The sequence below is a fragment of the Planococcus sp. MSAK28401 genome, assembly GCF_018283455.1.
In the GTDB taxonomy this organism is placed as follows: Bacteria; Bacillota; Bacilli; order Bacillales_A; family Planococcaceae; genus Planococcus; species Planococcus alpniumensis.
Window position 1 is genome coordinate 1935271 of sequence record NZ_JAAMTH010000001.1, and the last position, 20533, is coordinate 1955803.

Sequence of the window (20533 nt, forward strand, 5' to 3'; positions counted from 1 at the left end):
ACGCTCACCCCTCTTTCTCCAATTCCACGAGCAATTCGATGACGCGCCCTTTCATATCCATCGCTGCATCCTGTGCGCCGATACACGACGGGCACCCGTCGAAACATGGGCATTCCGTGACGTGCTGGCGCGCTTTTTCAAGCAGCGGCTGCCATAACTCATAGATGCGTTCGCTGATGCCGATGCCCCCTGGGTAAGAATCGTGAATGAAAAATGAGGGCTGGTCGTTGTGCGGTGATTTCACTTGCGGCACGACGTGGACATCGCGCCGGTCGCATTGTACGAATATCGGGATAAAGCTTTCGATTGCATAAGCTGCGCCGGTCATCATATCCGACAAATCTGAATCGCTGAAATCGGCTGGCTTGTCGAAACTGAGCCAAGTCGATGAGGTATGCAATTCTTCTGCAGGAAGTGAAATCGGCCCTGAGCCGATATTGTCATGCGTATCGAAACGGATTTTCTTGAAGATCGTCGGCATGGCCAGAACCGCCACATCGCCGTAAAACACATTGGACTGGTGGAGCTTGCGATGTTTGTCTTCGCTGATCACTTTCAGTTCGATCGCCAAGTTCGCGTCGGTGAAATAATCGACGTCCACCTCGCGCACATACGCTTTTTTCTCTTCCCAATCCAAGATCTCGACTTGGAACTGGGTGCCTTGGTGAAGGTAGATCGCTTCTTCATGCAAAAGCGTCATGGCGCTGAAGCGGTCCATCTCGCCGATGACTTTCGTGTCGGCCGGAACCGATTGATCGACGATGACGACGTTTTCCTGTGTCGCCGAGCGCAAGGAAATATCGTGCGCCGGGAAACGGTCGCTCATCCAATGCCAACGGTCTGATGTCCGGACGAGAACCCCTTCTTCCTGAAGATATTCAAGCAAAGACTGGACATCGAATTCTCCGTACATATCATCTGTCGAAAACGGCAGTTCGAATGACGCGCATTTCAAGTGATCCATCAGGATGATGATGTTCTCCGGATGGATGCGCGCTTCTTCCGGGGATTGGTCGAGAAGATATTCCGGATGGTTGATGATGTATTGGTCGAGTGCTGTCGACTGGGCGACATAGACGACGAGCGATTCGTCCTGGCGCCTGCCCGCACGGCCCGCCTGCTGCCAGGCGCTCGCGATATTGCCGGGATAGCCGGTCATGATGCACGCTTGCAATTGGCCGATGTCGACGCCGAGTTCTAACGCATTGGTCGATACGACGCATTGGATCGAGCCGTCGCGCAAGCCTTTTTCGATGGCACGCCGCTCCGAAGGCAAATAGCCGCCGCGGTAGCCTTTAATCGATTCGTCCTGCAACTTATATTTCGTAATTTCGTTTAAATAAGTTACCAGCATTTCCACACGCACGCGTGATTTAGCAAAGACGATTGTCTGGACGCCTTGCTTGACGAGATATGTCGCCAGATCACGCACTTCGAGCACCGCACTGCGCCGGACGCCGAATGTCGGGTGGACGATCGGCGGATTATAGAACAGGATATGCTTCTTGCCTGCTGGCGCGCCGTTCTGGTCAATCAACTCGTGGTCGGTATTGGTCAAACTTTCAGCCAGCTGCTTCGGATTGGCAATGGTCGCCGACGTACAGATAAAGACCGGATCGCTGCCGTAAAAGTTGCAGATGCGTTTCAAGCGGCGGATGACATGCGCCACATGGGTGCCAAATACCCCTTTATAAGTGTGCAGTTCATCGATCACTATATAATGAAGGTTCTCAAAAAGAGACACCCATTTCGTATGATGCGGCAAAATGCCGGAATGGAGCATGTCGGGATTGGTCATGACGATTTGCCCGGCTTTCCGCACTTTCGTCCGGATCGACGGGGACGTGTCGCCGTCATAGGTATAGGACAAGATCGACTGCTCGGTCTTTTCGATTAAATCGTGCAAATCGCTTTTTTGGTCTTGCGCCAAAGCTTTTGTCGGAAACAGATACAAGGCGCGCGCATTCGGGTCATTCAATATTTTATGCAGCACCGGCAAATGATAGCAATACGATTTACCGGATGCGGTCGGCGTTACTGCCGTAAACGAATTGCCCGCTTGCGCCAAGTCGAACGCCTGCCTTTGATGGGTATACAATTGTTCGATGCCTTTTTTGCGTAAAGCTTGTTTCAGGCTATCGTGCATCGCTTCCGGGAAATCGGCATAGCTTGCCGGCTTCTCAGGCTTCGTATGCCAATGGTAAATGCGCTCCATCATCTCCGGCTCCACTTTCCACTCTTTAAGGATTTCCGGTATTGTCTTTTTGATTCTCATTGTTTCTCATCGCCCTTTTCATCTATCGCTGTAAGCAAAGTCTGTATCGTGTACTGAGCCGCTTGGATCGTCTGGACAAAACGTTTTTTGCTCGTATCTTTATAAAAACTTTGGACGAATACTTGCCCCATACCTTCTGCCGCATTATCGATTTGCAGCTTGTGGACGTATTTCGGCCGTTCGTTCCGGATAAACATAAGCGAAGCATCTTTCCATTCATCTATGGCAGCATGCCATTCATCGGCATACGGTTTTACATCTTGAAAAAAATCAGGATCTGCGTCCAGTTCACGCATTTTCTTAAAGCGTGAAAGACACATATCGCATTCTTCGTATAGCTTGGTTGATAATTGCTTGAGGTCCATTTTATTCCCCCTCCATAGCCATTAGTTTATCACAATCCGGCAAGCCATATATAGTTTGCCGAACAGGCATTCTTTTCAGTTGGAGATGGCTCCAAAATCCGCTATTATTAGGAATAAAGTTCGGAAACCTTTCATCATATTCGTCGTCTATGTGCGTGTGATATGATAAAGTAAGCGAGGTGTATCACAAATGGCAATAAATTATCCAAACGGAAAGAAGTTTTCTCCACCGAAGGATCAGCCGGTGCAGAAAAAGAAGAAAGATGTTTCCTTTAGCAATCGCGGAAAAACGCTGGAGGATGAACTGAACGAAACAAATAGTTTTTATTTACAGCGCGGGCTTGCCGTCATCCATAAAAAGCCCGTGCCGGTGCAAATCGTGCGTGTCGAATATCCGTCACGAAGCGCTGCGGTCATCCGGGAAGCTTATTTCCAAGCACCGTCGACGACTGATTACAACGGCATCTGGCAAGGCCGCTACGTCGATTTCGAAGCGAAAGAAACCGAAATCCGGACGTCTTTTCCGCTGAAGAACATCCACGAACACCAAGTGCATCATATGGCAGACATCATCCGCCACGGAGGCCTGGCCTTTTTGATCATCCGATTCTCTTCACTCGACCGCTATTTCGTTTTGCCATTCGAAATATTGGAAACCTATTGGAAGCGAATGTCAGCAGGCGGCAGAAAATCGATGACTTTAGCGGAAGTGGAAGAAGCCTCGGTTGAAGTAAAGCCAGGCGCTTTCCCGAGAATTGACTATTTATCCGTGCTCCATCAGCTAATGAAATAGCATATACATGAAAGTGAGGAAGCGCTTGTGAGTGATAAGAAAATATCGCGTGAAGAACGCAGAAAATCAATTGAACGGCAACGGAAAAATTCCAACAAACAAAAGAAATCCGGTGCAAAAACCTGGATCAAAAGAGGATTCTTGGCTATTGCGGCACTTGCTGTAGCCGGCTTTTTGTTCGGGGTCGTCCTGTTCGCCGTTTATGCGTCCAGCGCACCTGAACTTGATGAAGAGTTGTTGAGAGACCCAATCAGCCCGGTATTCCTGGCAAATGACGGTGAAACGGAAATCCCATTTTTCACAGCTCAAAACCGGGAATACGTAGAATATGAAGACATTCCACAAGTCATGGAAGACGCGATCCTCGCAACCGAAGATAATCGCTTCTATGACCACTCCGGAATTGACTTGATCCGCCTCGGCGGTGCAGTCGTCGCCAATGTCACAGGCGGTTTCGGTTCTCAAGGAGCCAGCACCATCACCCAGCAGGTCATCAAGAACTCTTTCCTGTCCAATGAAAAAACATTGAAACGTAAAGCACAGGAAGCTTACTTGGCCTTCAAGCTCGAACAGGAATACTCTAAAGAAGAAATTTTTGAGATGTATTTCAACAAGATCCTAATGTCAGGAAATACGTACGGCTTCGGTACTGCTGCTGAGCAGTTCTTCGGAAAACCAGCGGCTGAACTGGAACTTCACGAAGCTGCCCTGCTTGCCGGCATGCCGCAAAGCCCGAACCGCTACAATCCGTTCAAGAACCCGCAAGCCGCTGAAGAGCGCCGCGATGTCGTCTTGAATTTGATGGAACAGCATGGGAAAATCGATGCAGCTCAAAAAGAAGAAGCATGGAACACTCCAGTCGAATCGACTCTTCTTCCGGAAGATCAGCGCACCACAACGGAAGAAAGCACCGAATACACGGCATTCATGGAAATGGTTGTCGATGAGCTCGAAGCCCTCGAAGGCGGTTATTCGCTGGATGAAGGCTTGACCATTTACACGACGCTTGAGCCGTATGTACAAGAACGCGTCAACGAGACGATGGCTTCAGACCTCTTCTTCGACGACGAAGTCGAGTCTGCCATGACAGTCGTCGATACGCAAACTGGCGGCATCAGCGCAGTCGGGGCGGCCCGTGAGTACGAAGGCGATGTGCGCAGAAACTTTGCGACGGCTAGAGACCGCGTCATCGGTTCAACGATCAAACCCCTAGTCAGCTATGGACCGGCCATCGAACATTTAGGTTGGTCGACTGGACAGACATTGGTCGATGAAGAATATTCTTATAGCAGCGGTCAGGAAATCCGTAATATTGACGGTGAATTCCTTGGGCCAATGACGGCACGTGAAGCCCTGTACCGCTCACGCAATATCCCTGCAGTTAAAGCTTTAGCTGAAGTAGGATCTGATAACGCAAAAGACTTTGTTCAAAAAGTTGGATTGGATTTAGAAAATGTCTATGAATCCACAGCACTCGGTGCAGATAATATTTCCACTGTTGAACTGGCCGGTGCTTTTGCTGCTTTCGGCAACAATGGGGTATTCACTGAACCTCATACTATCAAAAAAATCGTCTTCCGCGACGGTTCGACAGAAGAAGTCGTCGCCCCTGAACCAGTTACGGCGATGAAAGACAGCACCGCCTATATGGTGACAGACATGCTTCGCGACGTCGTCGATACGAGCATTTCGGGAGCGACAGGCAAAGAAGCCGCCATCAGCGGATTGGACATGGCCGGTAAAACCGGTACATCTAACTATTCTGCAGAAAAACTCCAAGAATATAATCTTGATGCGACTTCTGCCCGTGATGTTTGGTTCGCCGGATACACAACTGACTATTCCATCTCAGTTTGGAGCGGCTATCCTAATGTTGAAACACCGATTGACACCGCTTCAAACGAACGCTTGCTTGCACAGCGTTTGTACAAGCAAGTGATGAGCCAGATCTCTTCACCGGAAACGGCAAGCTTCCAACAGCCGGATTCGGTAACCGAGGAAGTCATTGAAGTCGGCACTGAGCCGCTTCGCCTGGCGAGCCCGTTCACCCCATGGAGCATGCGCAGTGAAGAATTATTTGCAAGGGGGACGGAGCCCAGTACAATATCAGAGCGATTTGTGGCAGACCCTGACCGACCTTCTGGATTAAGAGCAGACGTCAGCGGCTCAACAGCTAACTTGAGCTGGAACCATGGTTCAGATGATGTATCATTCGAAGTCTCCGTCAACGGCGAAGTGCTGACGACGACAGACAACACCAGCTATTCCTATAATGGGCTAGAAGAAGGCGTCACTTATACATTCCGCATCGTTGCCACTCAAAATGGCAGACGCAGTGACCCTGCTTCCACCACCATCGAAATCACGCCTCCTCCTGAAGAGGAGCCTGAGGAAGAGCCAGAAGAAGAACCGGCTGAAGAAGAGCCGGTGGAAGAAGAACCAGCCGAAGAACAACCGGCTGAAGAGGAACCGGCTGAAGAACAACCAGCTGAAGAAGAGCCTGCCGAAGAACAGCCTGCTGAAGAGGAACCGGCTGAGGAAGAAGAAGCCGTAGAAACTCCAGATGAACCCGTAGACATTCCTGAACAGCCGGAAGAACCGGAAGAAGGAGACCAAGAAGGATCAGGCAGCAATGCCTCGTCCAATGAAAATGGGAACGGCAATGGTAATAGTAACGGCAATGGCAACGATAATGGCGATAATAACGGAAATAACTCAAACAGCGAGGATGATGAAGACGCATCTTGATCTTCCATCCCAATTTTAAAAGGCCTGCCCTAGACTCTGGGGCAGGCTTTTTTTGCGCAAAAAAACCCAGGGCAGAAGATACTTCTGCCCTGGGTTCCATTATTCACTCAGCTGGGTAGCCGATCTTTATGCGCGCGACTTTCTTTTTGAGCTCCCCAAATAATTGCTCGAGCTGCCGAGAAGCTGCGTGTGCGCTTTTGGAGTTTCTCACAAACTCAAGCCGCTCGTTTTCATTCAATGGAGACGGCGCAGCGCTTCCAAACAAGCCAACGAGCGTTTTTTGCAATGCTTTGTAAACCCCATAACCTTGTGCAATAAGCTCACGGCAGTCACCCGCCTGCTGCTGAAAGCAGGATTGCATCTGCTGCCTTAAATCAGCCCATTCCTCATAGAACGGCGAAACGGCCTGATCAATTGATTTCCGTGACAGCGTCATGTTTCACAAGCCCTTTTTTATCGCGTTTTTTCCCTTCGCGGCAACGGTCGAACAACGGACACACATGACAGCCAGGATTCTGCGCTTTGCAATGGTAGCGGCCGAAGAAAATGATTTGATGATGGGTTTTTGACCAATCCTCTGCAGGGGTTTTTTTCATGATGGTCTCTTCGACTTGCAAGGGAGAATCTTTCCAGCGGCATAAGCCGAGCCGTTTTGAGACGCGTTCGACATGGGTATCGACGGCCAGCGCCGGCTTATTGAATGCGACCGAAACAACCACATTGGCGGTCTTTCTCCCGACACCTGGCAAGCTCATCAATAAATCACGGTCTTCCGGCACACGCCCGCCGTACTGATCGATCAGTATGCGGCTAAGCGCTTGGATGTTCTTCGCTTTATTGCGGAACAAGCCAATCGACCGGATGTCCTGTTGCAATTCTTCTAAAGGAACCGAAAGATAATCTTCCGGTGTATGGTATTTTTCAAAAAGATCCGCCGTCACTTTATTGACGAGCTTGTCGGTGCATTGTGCAGACAATAATACCGCAATGACCAAGTCGAACGGGTTGCGGTGGATCAATTCACAATGGGCATCCGGAAACATATGGTCCATTTCCTCCAGGCAAGCAAGCCATTCCTTTTTCGTCATCATCCTATCACCTGCTAATTCCGTTCTTCCAACCAATTATAGAATTGCACTTTTTTTGCGGTGCTTTCCTGCGGCTGGATGCGGATGTTTTTTTCCCGGAACGAATTCGCATGCCGTGACACTTGGCTCGACGTCCGGATATTCTTTTTCTTCCATTCGAATAAAATACGATCGACATAGCGCAAGCTGATTTTCTGCGCGATGACAGCTTCCTTCAAAGCCATGCGGATGACTTCCGGCGTATGGCCGTCCTGGTCCATCCACATGGAAATTGTTTCAATTTCCATCGGCGATAGAAAACGTCCGAACTCTTGTTCAAATAGTTGGAAGATCTCGCCTTCCTGTTCTTTTTGCGTATGCTCTTTTTCGGTTTGCGCTTGAACTTCCAGGCAATCTACGAGCTTGTCCCATAAAGGCTGGAGCGAAATCGTCTCTGTCAGCATGCCGTCTGCCGTTTCCTGGCGTATCGACAAATAGCCTTGCTGCATCAATTTCTGCAGCATCGTCGTCACGCTATTCTGGCTGGCGGACATCCTTGAGGCGATTTCATCCGGTGTCGGAAACACGTTCCCTGCCTGTTGGAAGGAATGAATCTGCAATAGCATGATTGCTTCTTCGTCACTAATCTTCAAGCGCCGGTAAAACTGAAAAAAAAGCTGGGAAATGGTCACATTTCCCTGCTCAATCCATTGCTGCAATCGGTCAGACTGTTTCATATCCCAACCACCTTTCTGTATGCAAATTTCTAGCTGTCTAAATCTATTAGGATATTTCATTTACCGCGGCAGAAAACCTGTTGAAAGGATTTCTGCCGGACAGCTTGTTATTGTCTTGTTTAACTTTTTTAAGGGTATAGACGGTTCAATAAACGCGGGAATGGAATCGATTCGCGGACATGTTCTGCTCCGCTGATCCAAGCGACAGTGCGCTCAAGGCCTAAACCAAATCCTGAATGCGGCACCGCTCCGTATTTGCTGAGGTCCAAATACCATTCATACGCAGCTTCGTCCAAATTATGCTCTTGGATGCGCTGTTTCATCAACTCGTAATCATGGATGCGTTCAGATCCACCGATGATTTCCCCGTAGCCTTCAGGTGCGATCATGTCAGCGCATAGCACGACGTCGTCGCGGTCTGGATGCGGCTGCATATAGAACGGTTTGATGCCGATCGGGTAATGCGTGATGAAAATCGGCATATCGTAACTTTCTGCCAATGCAGTCTCGTGAGGCGCACCGAAATCTTCGCCCCATTTGATATCGTCAAAGCCGTTGTCGTTCAGCCATTTGATCGCTTCATCATATGTGACGCGCGGGAACGGGGCTTGGATTTTTTCCAACTTCGTTGTGTCGCGGCCAAGGCGCTCGAGTTCTAGCTGGCAATTCTTTAAGACGGATTGCACGATATGGGCCACGTATTGCTCTTGGACTTCCAAGCTCTCTGCATGTTCCACAAAGGCCATTTCCGGTTCGATCATCCAAAATTCGATCAAGTGGCGGCGGGTTTTCGATTTTTCGGCACGGAAAGTCGGGCCGAACGAGAACACTTTTCCTAATGCCATCGCAGCCGCTTCCATATAAAGCTGGCCGGATTGTGACAGATATGCATCTTCATCGAAGTATTTTGTTGCAAACAATTCCGATGTGCCTTCAGGAGACGATCCCGTCAAAATCGGCGGGTCCACTTTGACGAAGCCATTGTCGTTGAAGAATTCGTAAGTGGCACGGATGATTTCATTACGGATTTTCATGATGGCGTGCTGTTTTCTTGAACGCAGCCACAGGTGGCGGTTGTCCATCAAGAATTCAGTACCGTGTTCTTTTGGCGTGATCGGGAAATCTTTCGCTTCCTGGATCACTTCAATATCTGAAATCGAAAGCTCGTAGCCAAAGGCAGAGCGCTCGTCTTCTTTCACTTCACCTGTCACGTACAGGGAAGTTTCTTGCGTCAATGCTTTCGCTTTGGCAAAGATCTCTTCGCCCGCTTCTGCTTTGACAACGACGCCTTGCACGAAGCCGGAACCGTCGCGCAATTGAAGAAAGGCGATTTTTCCGCTAGAGCGTTTATTGGCGACCCATGCGCCGAGCTTGATGGTTTGTCCGTTATATTTTGCCATTTCGGCGATAGTGATTTTTTTCATCTATTCAATAGCCTCCAAATGTATAGTGCTTATTCTTTCCAATTCTTGTGGACGAATTGACTGATGCGTTCGACTGCTTGTTCCAACAATTCAAGAGATGTTGCATAGGACAAACGAATAGTCGAATGCGCACCAAATCCAGATCCTGGAATCACCGCTACGTTCGCTTCTTCGAGCAATGCTTTCGCAAAATCATCTACTGAAGAAAAGCCGGTTTTCGCTGCAGCTTCTGAAACGTCCGGTAGCAAATAGAATGCCCCTTGAGGACGCAAAACGGTGAATCCTGGAATTTCTTCCACTTTAGGGAAAATAGCTTCCAGGCGGCTTTCAAATGCCTGGCGCATTTCTTCCACTGCATCTTGAGGCCCGTTATAGGCTTCGATTGCAGCGTATTGTGACGTGGTCGTCGGGTTCGAAGTCGAATGGCTCGCAAGGTCAGTCATTGCTTTGATCAATTCCTTATCGCCGGCTGCATAGCCGATGCGCCAACCGGTCATCGAATGCGATTTCGACACGCCATTAATGATTACCGTACGGTTTTTCGCATCTTCTGACAGTTCAGCCACGGAAATATGGGTGGCATCCCCGTAAATCAATTTTTCATAAATTTCATCGGAAACGATGAGGATATCCGCTTCGCGGCACACTTCAGCGAGTGCTTCGAGCTCTTCTTTCGTATACAGCATGCCTGTTGGATTGCTTGGCGAGTTGATGATGACAGCTTTTGTGCGGTCTGTAATCGCTTCGCGCAATTGTTGGGGAGTGATTTTATACGATTGCCCGGCTGTTGATTCTATGTAAACCGGCACGCCTCCAGCCAATTTCACCTGTTCCGGATAGCTGACCCAATAAGGGATCGGGATAATGACTTCATCGCCTTCATTCAACAATACTTGGAATAACGTATAAAGTACATGTTTTGCCCCGACGCCGACCAGGATTTCATTTTTATCGTAGCTTAGTCCCTGGTCGCGCTGCAATTTGTCCTGGATCGCTTGCTTTAGCGCCGGCAACCCGCCAGCAGGCGTATATTTCGTCTTGCCTTCTTCCATGGAGCGCTCGGCTGCATCGAGAATGTTTTGAGGCGTGTTATAATCCGGCTCTCCTGCACCGAGCCCGATGACGTCGACGCCTTGTGCTTTCAGTTCATTCGCTTTTGCCGTAATCGCCAATGTCGTAGATGGCGTCAAGGTCTGTACACGGTTTGCTAATTTCAACAAATTGATCAACCCTTTCACAAATTCAATATGCGTTTCCACCAAGTGCCGTCTTCCGCCAAGAGATAGACGTAGTTCAAGCGCCCTGCTTCGTTCAAAAAGGCGATTTCCCATACAGCCCCGGCCTCTTCCATGCCAAGCTTCGTATGAAGGATTTCCTCGACTTCCATATCCTCTTGAACGATTTCGCGCGCTTGTTGAGCGGTCAGTTGGTCTTCAAGCATTAATGCTTCCATGTCCCCTTCTTCAGGAACGAAGGCGGCTTTTATCTGTCCTTCCCCATCCGTTCCAAGAACCGTCACCGATTGGGTCGAACTGGAATAGACGTATGCCCGCTCCACTTCATCGAGCAGCCCTTCCGCTTCCACTTTTTCAACGGCCGCTTGTTCTGCTTCCGAAAACGGTTTATTGCCGAGGAATAAAATGACCAGCACAATGGCTACAGCCAAAAAAGACAGAAAAACGATGATGAATTTCGTCCATTCTTTCATATGATCACCTAGGTTTTATAAATTGTGAAAACCGCTTTTGACTGGTCGTCTTTATCGAGCGCCAGGCCAAACATCAAATCGCGGTCTTTCAATGTCCGGTTCAATGCATCGACCACTTTGTACAGGTCGGATTGATAATCGACTTGCACAGTATTTAATACTTCGATCTTGGATTCCATTGTTCGGCACTTCCTTTCGATTGAGGGAACCGTTCTTCCCCCTTTATCCTTGCTTATTATACCAATGTTCAATATCGGTTACCATCTTTTCCAAAGACACTTTGGCGACCGGCACGTCCGGCAAGGCATGCAGGAATTCCTCGCCGTATGATTTGGTTTCAATGCGGCGGTCCAGCACGATAAACAAGCCCTTGTCCTTTTTCGAACGGATCAGCCGGCCGAACCCTTGGCGCAAGCGCAGCACCGCTTCCGGCAGCGCATAATGCATGAACGGATTGATGCCTTCTTTGGATATAATCCGTGATTTCGCTTTAAAAACAGGCTCTTCAGGCGATGTAAAGGGCAACCTTACGACGACAACAGCTCGCAGCGCATCACCCGGAACATCGACGCCTTCCCAGAAACTATTGGTCCCGAACAACACCGATTTCTGGAACCGCTGGAACGACTTCAATAATTTCATGCGGCTGCCCGAAGACATGCCTTGCGCAAACAGCATATAATCATCGAGCAGCTGGGAATCTTGGATCAAATCGACCGTTTTCCTGAGCATGTCCTGGGAAGTGAACAAGACAAAGCAGCGCCCTTCGGTAACGAGCACCGTTTGGGTGACCGCATCCGCCACGGATTCGATGTATTCCTGCTGGGACACTTGCTGGATATCCGGCATGTCCTCGACGATATAGACTTTCGCGCCGCTGTAGAATTGATCGGCAGGTTCGAATTTATCGATCGGCACATGATTCGGTATACCGAGCTGATTGACAATAAAACGCTCATTCGATGGGACGCTCATTGTGCCCGACAGCCAAATAACCGCTTTTTCACCTCTCGCCTGGCCGATGACCTTATCGACAAGCGACGCGACTTCATATGGCCGTTTGTAGAGCGATAAGCTCGTCGGCATGCTGCGCAAGTCGCCTTCGATCCAGGAAACTTCATCTTCTTTCGGGAACAGGAAAATTTCACTGAACTCCACCGATTTCAGCATCAACTCTTCAGTCCAATAACGGAAATCCGCAAGCACCAGCCGTTCATTCATCGTCAGTTCCGTAAAGCGTTCTGCTTTTTGCAGAATGGCCTGGGCGATGTCGATCCAACTGTTCAAGAATCTCAGGAAATCCATGAAACTTTCCCGTTCAAAATCCAATTCATCCAATAAAGATGCACATTTTCGTGTGCGGCTATTATGGAATTTGTTCTGGAAAGCCTGTGCAAGATAAAGCGTCACTTCATCGAATAAACTGGTGTACTTTAAATACAAAGATTCCATTTGCAATAGATCGGGCACTCTGGCAAAACCATGCGATTCGGCAACGCGGTAGAATTTTGAAAACAGCTGATTTTCATCAAAGCTTCCTAATTGGCCGAATACATAGCGCCATTGCGTGTAGACAAAGGTTTTCTCTTTATAGGCCACTGCCGCCTGCACCACTTGGTGCGCTTCATCCCATATATAGGCCTCAACATTTTTTAAGATTGCCCGCTTTTGGTTATGCGGATTCAATAGGAATGCATGGTTGGTCACAATGATATCGGCATGTTCAGCTTCAGTCAGTGCATATTCATAGAAATCGACGGTTTTTTCAAGCTTTGTCAGTTTCCTTAAATGCGAACGGCGCACTTTGTCGACGAGCAACTGGCCACCGCTCGATACATTCAATTCGTTTAAATCGCCGGTCTTGGTCGAAGTCAACCAGACCATGATCTGCATGATCGTGAACGTTTCGTCATAGGACTCATCTTCCCCGTGAAGCAACTCGAAGAAACGGCCTAAATCGATATAATGCGACAGCCCTTTGATAAGCGCCACGTGGATGTTTGAGCCAAGAAATTCTTCAGCGAGCTTGACTTCCTTAGTGACGAGCTGATCCTGCAGGTGAGTTGTATACGTACTGATGACCACTTGCTTGCTCGATTCTTTGGCATAAGCGGCTGCCGGCAAAAGGTAGCCGAGTGTCTTGCCCATGCCGGTCGATGCTTCAATTACCAATTCACTTCGCTCACGGATGGAACGCTCCACCGCTTGCATCATCGCGACTTGGCTCGGCCGCTGCTCGTATTCCGGCTTGACCATCTCCAAGCCTTTTCGCCAAGCAGACTGCTGCGGCGAATCATCGGAAACTTGCGCGCGCTCCGCTTTCGGGACAATCGGAATGCCGCGGAAACGTCCGTATCTATCGGCTTGGCCATTGCGTTTTTGCTGTGTAATTTCAAACAGCAGCCGCGACAAGTCCGATTTCAATTGGAAAGAGCGCTTATGCAAAAGGACGAGCGTATCATAAGGAAGTTCAACCAGTTCCTGTTTCGCACGTAAAAACAATTCAGCCGTCGCCAAGGCATCGTCATCGGCGCGATGCGCATTGGTCAAGCTGATGCCTTGTTCCGCCGCTATGTCCTGCAATTTATAACTGAAGGCAGTCGGATAAACGAGACGTGAAAGCTCTACTGTATCCATGGCCAGCCCCTGCCATTTCGGCATTCCGGCACGGCTCAGTTCTGCCTGAAGAAACGGCAAATCAAAATGGATATTATGGGCAATGAAGATGGCGCCTTCCAATTGCCTATAAATTTCCTCGGCGTACGCTTCAAAAGGCTCTGCACCTTCAACGTCCCGCTCCGTTATATTGGTCAAATCCTGGATAAACGCCGGAATTTTCCGTTGCGGATTGATGAATTTCGTATATGTATCAACGATTTCTCCTTGTTCGATCGCCACCATCGCCAGTTGGATAATCCGGTCACCTTTTGCAGGGGAATGGCCCGTTGTTTCGATATCGACAACGACATATTTTTGGGAATTCATGATAACCCCTCTTTCTCAGGTGATTCTCTCAGGAAAAATTGTAACATATTCGCCCGCTGTTCGCCGGCGGGAACACGGCAAAATAACAAACACTCCACCAGGGAAAGATTTTCCCTGGTGGAGTGTTTCCGTCTCCATCCTTACATGACCGTCGCTTCCGGTTCGTAATGGATGATTTCTTTAATGGAATTGTCCGCATCCATGATGGCCACTGTCGGTTTATGGCTGCGCGCGTCTTTGTCCATGACATAACCGTAAGACAAGATGATGACGATGTCCCCGCGCTGTACGAGTCGCGCTGCTGCCCCGTTGACACAGATAACGCCGCTTCCCCGTTCCCCCGCGATGATATAAGTCTCGAAGCGGGCGCCATTATTATTATTGACGATATGGACTTTCTCATTCGGCAGCATGCCGACTGCATCCAATAGATCCTGGTCAATCGTGATGCTGCCGACATAATTCAAATCGGCTTCAGTTACCGTCGCACGGTGGATTTTGGAATTGAGCATCATTCTAAGCATAGGTCAGTTCTCCTTTAAATTAAAAATGATATTGTCGATGAGCCGGGCTTTTTGGAATTGGACAGCGAGCGCGAGGATCGCCTGTCCGTTCGGCGCTTCGGTCAAGTCCGGGTAAGACAGCAGCTCGATGTAATCGATTGTACCGGAAGTTTCCGACTGGATGAACCGGGTCATCTCCGGAATTGGGTCTTTGCCGTTGCGAGCAATCGTCACTCCCCGTTGCAAGGCTTGATAAAGTTTTGGCGCTTCTGCGCGTTCTGTTTCGCTCAGATAGACATTGCGTGAACTTTTGGCAAGCCCGTCCGGTTCACGGACTGTTGCGATGCGGCGGATGTCCAACGGGAAATCGAAATCCCTCACAAGCGACTCAATGATCGCCAGTTGCTGTGCATCTTTCTGGCCAAAATAGGCCATATCGGGTTGAACGAGATGGAATAATTTCGTCACTACTTTCAGCACGCCATCAAAGTGTCCCGGTCGGCTTTTTCCGCACAAGACATCTGCAAGTGTTCCCGCTCCCATCGTGATTTGCGATTCACGCGGATACATTTCTTCTACTGACGGGGCAAAAATCACGTCGACACCCGCTTTTTCAGCGAGCGTGCTGTCGCGGTCGAAATCGCGTGGATAGCGGTCAAAATCTTCATTCGGGCCGAATTGTGCCGGGTTGACGAAAATGCTCATAACCACCAAGTCGTTCTCCGATTTTGCGGATTCAACAAGCGCTAAATGCCCTTCGTGCAAGAAGCCCATCGTCGGCACCAACCCGATTGACTGCCCGCTTTCTTTTGTGCTCAGAACCCAATTCCTTAAAGCTTTCACTGTGTTTACGACTTGCATGTTTCCCTCTCCTTTTGAGGAGAAAACCATATAAAAAGCCTTCTGTCAGAAGACAGAAGGACAGAAAATTCCAATTCGGTTTCCTCCGTCCCTGTCACGTAATGATCAAGGCAGAATCATATTCATTTATTGCTTACTGTTACGTGCCACGGTGCAGTTCGCTATCGGATACTGCCCGTCATTTTCACTATAGCAGAATTCCTGGAAAATGCCTATATCCTTTACTTCAGCTCGATATCCGCTGAATAAATGCCGTGAAGCTTACCGTCAGCAGTACGCAGCTGCAAGACCCCATCTTCTGTAATGCCTTCAGCTACGCCTTCCAAGGTTTCACGCGACATGCGGGCGCGAATGGCTTTGCCGATTGTCGCGGAATGCCCTTCCCACAATATTTTTAACGGGGCAAATCCTTTTTCAATATACAGCTCTGTATAGATTTCAAGAAAGTGCAGGATTTCCTGCACTAATTCCCTGCGGTTTACTGGCTGGCCGGACTCGAGGCGTAAGGAAGTCGCGATGTCCTGGACGTCAGCATCGAAATCTTCCCGCTCTTGATTGACGTTGACGCCGATGCCGATGATCAGCGCTTGGATCCCGTCAGCGTCCGATTGCAGCTCTGTCAGGATGCCTGTCGCTTTTTTCGCGCCGAACAGGATATCGTTCGGCCATTTGATCGATGCTTCTAGACCCGTCACTGTTTGAATCGCCCGGACGATCGCCACCGCAGCGACCAATGTGAACTGAGGCGCTTTATGGGGCGGGACATCCGGACGCAAGATAACGCTCATCCAGATGCCTTGGCCCTTCGCCGAATCCCATTTTCTCATCAAACGGCCTCTGCCTTCAGTCTGAAGCTCCGCAATGACGACCGTTCCATCCGGCGCACCTTCTTGTGCCAATTGGTGCGCAACGATTTGAGTCGAGGCACATTGTTCCATATACTCAATCCGCTTGCCGATTTTTTCTGTCTTGAGCCCGGCTTGGACAAGAAAAGTTTCTAGGCTGTCTGGGCTGTTTTGGATGCGGTAGCCTTTTTTGCGCACCGATTCGATTTCATAGCCCATTTCTTCGAGTTCTTTCATATGTTTCCAAATCGCCGTTCTCGAAACCCCGAACTCGTCTGCCAATTGCTGGCCGGACACCGGTTCCGTCCCTGCTTCTAATAGCCGTGTCGCTAATTTATGTGTGACGGTGATATTCATCTATGAACCAGTCCTTTATACGTTCTTTATCATTGGCCAAGCGACGTTCAACCACTGCTTTTTCGATATGCAAGGTCCACTCTTTCAGCCAAGGCCCCGCCTTTTTTCCCGTCCATTCCATCAAATCGCGCCCATTGGCCGCAAGCTCCGATTTCGAGTGGATCGGCAACGCCTGTTGACGCTCTTTCACCGCTTCTGTTTTATGCGACGCCGCCTGCGCAATCATCAATTGGCGTTCTGTGAAGCTGTAATAAGCCCAATCGTCCCAAAATGGCAGACGGCTCGCTTCAAGTGCATATTGAAGGTCTTTTTTATCCTGGTTGGAAAAACGGTATTCGCGTATCGCACCAAAAGTCTCGTTATTTTGATGCAATAGGTAAAACCAGCCCGACAATGGATCTTTGCCGGCTGTGTAGCGAGACCAATCCAACTCAAATAATCTGCCTGAGGGCAAAAATTCGTTCAGGCGGGTTTCGATCAAATAACGCATGCTGATGCGTGGGGCTGCAGAAACCATGACTTTGTCCAATTCCGTCTTGATGCGCTCCATCGCGACAGACTGTATCCTTTCAGCATGCTCAATGATGGCTTTTTTAGTCGCTGGATCGATGTGGAAATTCAGCTGGCCCGAAAATCGGATCGCCCGCAACATGCGCAGCGCATCTTCTGCGAAACGCTCTTCTGGAATACCGACCGCACGGATAATGCCTGCACTTAAATCATCTCTGCCGCCGAAAGGGTCGATAATGTCCATCTGTTCCGTCATCGCCATTGAATTGATGGTGAAATCACGGCGTTTTAAATCTTCATACAATGAATTGACGAATTCCACTTTATCCGGCCTTCGATTATCCGAATAGCCGCTTTCTGTGCGAAATGTGGTGACTTCGGTTCCCTGTCCCTCGATGAGGATCATGACGGTCCCATGTTCGATCCCAGTGTCAATCGACCGTTCGAATAAGGCTTTCACTTGCTCAGGGGCTGCGGAAGTCGCTACGTCGATATCATGAGGCACGGTTCCGCGCAAATAATCCCGCACAGCTCCTCCGACCATATAAGCTTCAAACCCCGCTTCTTTTAAGCGCTCGATGATGTGCTTGGCCTGTTTCATTGCTTATCGGCCTGTTTCAGCAACCGCGCATAAAGCGTTTCGTATTCGGCAAGAATTTTCTCTGAACTGAAGCGTTTGTTCACGGTTTCTAAAGCCGCCCCCGACATTTTTTCATGGAGCATATCGTCGGTCAATATGCGGATTGCCGCATTTGCCGCAGCGTCGATATCGCCGAGTTCCACCAAAAAGCCGTTTTCACCCGGTTCGATGATTTCGGGGATGCCGCCGATTTGCGTACCGATTGCCGGAACGCCGCAAGCCATCGCCTCAAGCAAGACCAGGCCGAACGCTTCTTTTTTAGACATCAGCAATTTTACATCGCTCATGCTGTAAAGCTCCGATAAATTGTCACGCTTGCCGAGGAACAAGACTTCCTGTTCGATATGGAGGTCTTTCACTTGCTGGTGGATGCGGCTCATTTCTGGACCGTCACCGACTAGCAATAATTTAGCGCCGATATTTTTTTGTACTTTTGCAAAAGTGGCGACGACATCTTCCACGCGCTTCACCTTGCGGAAATTCGACACATGGATCAATACTTTTTCGTGCGCTTCAATGCCCAGCTCTTCCTTCAACTTGGCTGAATCGTGCTGATGATATTCCCGTTCGTCGACGAAGTTATGGACGGTTTCGATCTCTTTATCCGGCGCGATCATATCGTAGGTTTGCTGTTTCAATGAATCCGACACCGCTGTCACGATATCGGATTTTTCGATACCGTAGCGAATCGCATCTTTCAGTGAACTGTCCGTGCCGAGTACGGTAATATCAGTGCCGTGCAAAGTCGTGACGATGCCGATGTCGGATCCGGCCATATCACGTCCCAATATCGCACAGACGGCATGAGGGATAGCGTAATGCACATGCAAAAGGTCCAATTCCTCGTTTTTGATCACTTCCGCAATCTTGGTTGCCAGCGCGATGTCATACGGTGCATATTGAAACACTGAATAGCTGTTGACATCCACTTGGTGGCTGAATATATTCGCATACAGGCGGTTCAGCCGGAACGGCGTACTTGAGGTGATGAAATGGATTTCATGGCCTTTTTCAGCCAGCATTTTCCCCAGTTCTGTCGCCACTACGCCAGATCCGCCGACTGTCGGGTAACATGTAATTCCGATCTTCATTTTTCGCAAAATTTCTCCTCCTATTTCCGGCGGTCGCTAAGGAGCCGCCAATCGACCAATCCGTTTTCCAAGCCTTTCAGGAGGACTTCAGCTGTTCCCATATTGGTCGCAAGCGGGATTTGGTATACATCACAGAGACGTATCAAAGCCGTGACATCCGGCTCGTGCGGCTGGGCTGTCAACGGATCGCGGAAAAAGATAATCATATCCATTTCATTCTGGGCAATCATCGCCCCGATCTGCTGGTCACCGCCAAGCGGCCCGGATTGAAAACGATGGACCGCCAATCCTGTCCCTTCAACTAACCGGGAACCGGTCGTTCCTGTTGCGTACAACTGATGCTTCGCCAAGATAGGCTTATAAGCTAGTGCAAATTGTATCAAGTCATCTTTTTTCCGATCGTGCGCAACCAATGCGATATTCATCCAATCGCCTCCATTATTTTAGCCAATGATGTGTTCCAGGCCATAAATTAATTCCTTGCGCTCTATCACTTCGCGAATCGACAAACTAACGCCTGACATGAAGGAACCACGGTTGAACGAATCGTGGCGCAATGTTAAAAGCTGGCCTTCTCCGCCAAGGAGCACTTGCTGATGGGCAACTAAGCCCGGCAGCCGGACGCTGTGAATGCGCATACCTTCGTAGTCTGCGCCGCGAGCGCCTTGCAAAGTTTCCTTCTCATCTACATGGCCTTGCTGGTGTACCGGCCGCGTTTCGCTCATCATATGCGCCGTCTTCATGGCAGTGCCTGACGGGGCATCCAGTTTTTGGTCATGATGCATTTCGATAATTTCCACATCCGGCAAATATTTTGCCGCCTGTTCTGCAAACTTCATCATCAACACTGCCCCCACTGCAAAATTCGGCGCGATAATGCAGCCAAGCTCTGAGGTTTTGGCGAGTTCTGTTAATTCTTCCAACTCCTCAGTGGAAAATCCCGTTGTCCCGACGACCGGGCGAATGCCGAGCTGCAGTGCTTGTTTGGTATGCGCATAGACGTGCTCAGGCGTCGTCAAGTCGACGAGGACATCCGGTTCATGCTGGCCGTGAAGCGCTTCGAGATCGGTAAAGACCGGTACTTGAAAACTTTCAGGAAACATGCCCGTCTCGGCTAATGTCGCGCCAATGTCTTTATAGTCCAATGCTGCCACCAATTCCATATCGGCATTTTCCATTACAGTATGTACAGCTTCTTTGCCCATTTTCCCGCGGGCTCCAGCAATCGCTACTTTTATCGTCATCATTGTTCTTCCTTTCTCGTCCAGCGGTCTTTATCACGGGTCCGGAATTTTTCCATGACCCCATCATGGGCTTCCTGCAAATCGATATTCATGGAGTTGGCCATGCAGATCAAGACGAAGAGCACGTCGCCCATTTCCTCTTCGATCAGCTTTTCGGCTTCTGACTCTTTTTTCTTTTTCGGCCCGTACACATGATTGACTTCGCGTGCCAGTTCCCCGAGTTCTTCAGTCATCCGCGCAAGCATCTCCATCGGCGCAAAATACCCTTCTTTAAACTGCCCGATGTGGCGGTCCACTTCTTGCTGTAATTGCCTCATGCTTTTATCTGCGTTCACTATCATCACACTCCCATTCAATCGTAAAGAAAACAGGGGGTGTTG

General features: G+C 49.3%; 20 protein-coding genes. 2 read left to right on the forward strand and 18 right to left on the reverse strand.

Features of this window, described 5'->3' with window-relative positions:
• Positions 1-4: 4 nt before the first annotated feature.
• Both G3255_RS09920 and G3255_RS09925 read right to left on the reverse strand, forming a co-directional pair.
• The gene (locus G3255_RS09920; protein ID WP_211654324.1) at positions 5-2275 is read right to left on the reverse strand and encodes a DEAD/DEAH box helicase; all 2271 of its coding nucleotides are present in this window, start codon (positions 2273-2275) and stop codon (positions 5-7) included.
• The gene (locus G3255_RS09925) at positions 2272-2640 is read right to left on the reverse strand and encodes a YppE family protein (protein WP_211654325.1); all 369 of its coding nucleotides are present in this window, start codon (positions 2638-2640) and stop codon (positions 2272-2274) included. The genes G3255_RS09920 and G3255_RS09925 overlap by 4 nt, the downstream gene beginning before the upstream one ends.
• 190 nt (positions 2641-2830) lie before the next feature.
• On the opposite strand from G3255_RS09925, the gene recU reads away from it, so the two are divergent.
• Both recU and G3255_RS09935 read left to right on the forward strand, forming a co-directional pair.
• A complete protein-coding gene (recU, locus tag G3255_RS09930; RefSeq protein ID WP_211654326.1) occupies positions 2831-3433 on the forward strand; it encodes a Holliday junction resolvase RecU in 603 nt (200 codons plus the stop codon).
• 27 nt (positions 3434-3460) lie between these two features.
• On the forward strand, positions 3461-6181 hold the full coding sequence (locus tag G3255_RS09935; protein WP_211654327.1) for a PBP1A family penicillin-binding protein: 2721 nt from the start codon (positions 3461-3463) through the stop codon (positions 6179-6181).
• 103 nt (positions 6182-6284) lie between these two features.
• Here G3255_RS09935 and G3255_RS09940 read toward each other — a convergent pair whose 3' ends face one another.
• From G3255_RS09940 to G3255_RS10015, 16 genes are all read right to left on the reverse strand, one after another.
• A complete protein-coding gene (locus tag G3255_RS09940) occupies positions 6285-6617 on the reverse strand; it encodes a YpoC family protein (protein WP_211654328.1) in 333 nt (110 codons plus the stop codon).
• Positions 6592-7272: an endonuclease III gene (gene nth, locus G3255_RS09945; protein ID WP_211654329.1), complete on the reverse strand. Its 681-nt coding sequence runs from the start codon at positions 7270-7272 to the stop codon at positions 6592-6594. The genes G3255_RS09940 and nth overlap by 26 nt, the downstream gene beginning before the upstream one ends.
• An 11-nt stretch (positions 7273-7283) precedes the next feature.
• The gene (locus tag G3255_RS09950) at positions 7284-7985 is read right to left on the reverse strand and encodes a DnaD domain-containing protein (RefSeq protein ID WP_211654330.1); all 702 of its coding nucleotides are present in this window, start codon (positions 7983-7985) and stop codon (positions 7284-7286) included.
• 128 nt (positions 7986-8113) lie between these two features.
• Positions 8114-9409 (reverse strand): asparagine--tRNA ligase, encoded by a 1296-nt coding sequence (asnS, locus tag G3255_RS09955; RefSeq protein ID WP_211654331.1) that lies wholly within the window; start codon positions 9407-9409, stop codon positions 8114-8116.
• A 29-nt stretch (positions 9410-9438) separates the two neighbouring features.
• Positions 9439-10629: a pyridoxal phosphate-dependent aminotransferase gene (locus G3255_RS09960; RefSeq protein ID WP_442757088.1), complete on the reverse strand. Its 1191-nt coding sequence runs from the start codon at positions 10627-10629 to the stop codon at positions 9439-9441.
• A gap of 14 nt (positions 10630-10643) precedes the next feature.
• Positions 10644-11117 carry a cell wall elongation regulator TseB-like domain-containing protein gene (locus G3255_RS09965; protein ID WP_211654332.1) on the reverse strand — a complete coding sequence of 158 codons (474 nt, stop codon included), beginning with the start codon at positions 11115-11117 and terminating at the stop codon, positions 10644-10646.
• An 8-nt stretch (positions 11118-11125) separates the two neighbouring features.
• Positions 11126-11296, reverse strand: coding sequence for a YpmA family protein (locus tag G3255_RS09970; protein WP_211654333.1), 171 nt, complete (start codon positions 11294-11296; stop codon positions 11126-11128).
• A gap of 43 nt (positions 11297-11339) precedes the next feature.
• A complete protein-coding gene (dinG, locus tag G3255_RS09975; RefSeq protein ID WP_211654334.1) occupies positions 11340-14102 on the reverse strand; it encodes an ATP-dependent DNA helicase DinG in 2763 nt (920 codons plus the stop codon).
• A gap of 140 nt (positions 14103-14242) precedes the next feature.
• Positions 14243-14626: an aspartate 1-decarboxylase gene (gene panD, locus G3255_RS09980; RefSeq protein WP_058380581.1), complete on the reverse strand. Its 384-nt coding sequence runs from the start codon at positions 14624-14626 to the stop codon at positions 14243-14245.
• Between the two features lie 3 nt (positions 14627-14629).
• Entirely contained in the window at positions 14630-15466 is an 837-nt protein-coding gene (panC, locus tag G3255_RS09985) for a pantoate--beta-alanine ligase (protein WP_211654335.1), read from the reverse strand.
• Between the two features lie 221 nt (positions 15467-15687).
• Positions 15688-16668, reverse strand: a complete 981-nt coding sequence (locus tag G3255_RS09990) for a biotin--[acetyl-CoA-carboxylase] ligase (RefSeq protein ID WP_211654336.1) — start codon at positions 16666-16668, stop codon at positions 15688-15690.
• Positions 16646-17779, reverse strand: a complete 1134-nt coding sequence (locus tag G3255_RS09995) for a CCA tRNA nucleotidyltransferase (protein ID WP_211654337.1) — start codon at positions 17777-17779, stop codon at positions 16646-16648. Before G3255_RS09995 ends, G3255_RS09990 begins: the two co-directional genes overlap by 23 nt.
• Entirely contained in the window at positions 17776-18918 is a 1143-nt protein-coding gene (bshA, locus tag G3255_RS10000; protein WP_211654338.1) for an N-acetyl-alpha-D-glucosaminyl L-malate synthase BshA, read from the reverse strand. Before bshA ends, G3255_RS09995 begins: the two co-directional genes overlap by 4 nt.
• Before the next feature lie 11 nt (positions 18919-18929).
• Positions 18930-19334, reverse strand: coding sequence for a methylglyoxal synthase (gene mgsA, locus G3255_RS10005; protein WP_068462627.1), 405 nt, complete (start codon positions 19332-19334; stop codon positions 18930-18932).
• An 18-nt stretch (positions 19335-19352) separates the two neighbouring features.
• Positions 19353-20153, reverse strand: a complete 801-nt coding sequence (dapB, locus tag G3255_RS10010) for a 4-hydroxy-tetrahydrodipicolinate reductase (RefSeq protein WP_211654339.1) — start codon at positions 20151-20153, stop codon at positions 19353-19355.
• Positions 20153-20494 (reverse strand): nucleotide pyrophosphohydrolase, encoded by a 342-nt coding sequence (locus G3255_RS10015; protein ID WP_211655823.1) that lies wholly within the window; start codon positions 20492-20494, stop codon positions 20153-20155. The genes dapB and G3255_RS10015 overlap by 1 nt, the downstream gene beginning before the upstream one ends.
• Positions 20495-20533: the final 39 nt, after the last annotated feature.

Excerpts from the sequence above, each read along its gene's own strand:
- G3255_RS09920 (WP_211654324.1), bottom strand. The coding sequence starts at position 2,275 with ATGAGAATCAAAAAGACAATACCGGAAATCCTTAAAGAGTGGAAAGTG.
- G3255_RS09925 (WP_211654325.1), bottom strand. The coding sequence starts at position 2,640 with ATGGACCTCAAGCAATTATCAACCAAGCTATACGAAGAATGCGATATG.
- recU (WP_211654326.1), top strand. The coding sequence starts at position 2,831 with ATGGCAATAAATTATCCAAACGGAAAGAAGTTTTCTCCACCGAAGGAT.
- G3255_RS09940 (WP_211654328.1), bottom strand. The coding sequence starts at position 6,617 with ATGACGCTGTCACGGAAATCAATTGATCAGGCCGTTTCGCCGTTCTAT.
- nth (WP_211654329.1), bottom strand. The coding sequence starts at position 7,272 with ATGATGACGAAAAAGGAATGGCTTGCTTGCCTGGAGGAAATGGACCAT.
- G3255_RS09950 (WP_211654330.1), bottom strand. The coding sequence starts at position 7,985 with ATGAAACAGTCTGACCGATTGCAGCAATGGATTGAGCAGGGAAATGTG.
- asnS (WP_211654331.1), bottom strand. The coding sequence starts at position 9,409 with ATGAAAAAAATCACTATCGCCGAAATGGCAAAATATAACGGACAAACC.
- G3255_RS09965 (WP_211654332.1), bottom strand. The coding sequence starts at position 11,117 with ATGAAAGAATGGACGAAATTCATCATCGTTTTTCTGTCTTTTTTGGCT.
- G3255_RS09970 (WP_211654333.1), bottom strand. The coding sequence starts at position 11,296 with ATGGAATCCAAGATCGAAGTATTAAATACTGTGCAAGTCGATTATCAA.
- dinG (WP_211654334.1), bottom strand. The coding sequence starts at position 14,102 with ATGAATTCCCAAAAATATGTCGTTGTCGATATCGAAACAACGGGCCAT.
- panD (WP_058380581.1), bottom strand. The coding sequence starts at position 14,626 with ATGCTTAGAATGATGCTCAATTCCAAAATCCACCGTGCGACGGTAACT.
- panC (WP_211654335.1), bottom strand. The coding sequence starts at position 15,466 with ATGCAAGTCGTAAACACAGTGAAAGCTTTAAGGAATTGGGTTCTGAGC.
- G3255_RS09990 (WP_211654336.1), bottom strand. The coding sequence starts at position 16,668 with ATGAATATCACCGTCACACATAAATTAGCGACACGGCTATTAGAAGCA.
- G3255_RS09995 (WP_211654337.1), bottom strand. The coding sequence starts at position 17,779 with ATGAAACAGGCCAAGCACATCATCGAGCGCTTAAAAGAAGCGGGGTTT.
- mgsA (WP_068462627.1), bottom strand. The coding sequence starts at position 19,334 with ATGAATATCGCATTGGTTGCGCACGATCGGAAAAAAGATGACTTGATA.
- dapB (WP_211654339.1), bottom strand. The coding sequence starts at position 20,153 with ATGACGATAAAAGTAGCGATTGCTGGAGCCCGCGGGAAAATGGGCAAA.
- G3255_RS10015 (WP_211655823.1), bottom strand. The coding sequence starts at position 20,494 with ATGATAGTGAACGCAGATAAAAGCATGAGGCAATTACAGCAAGAAGTG.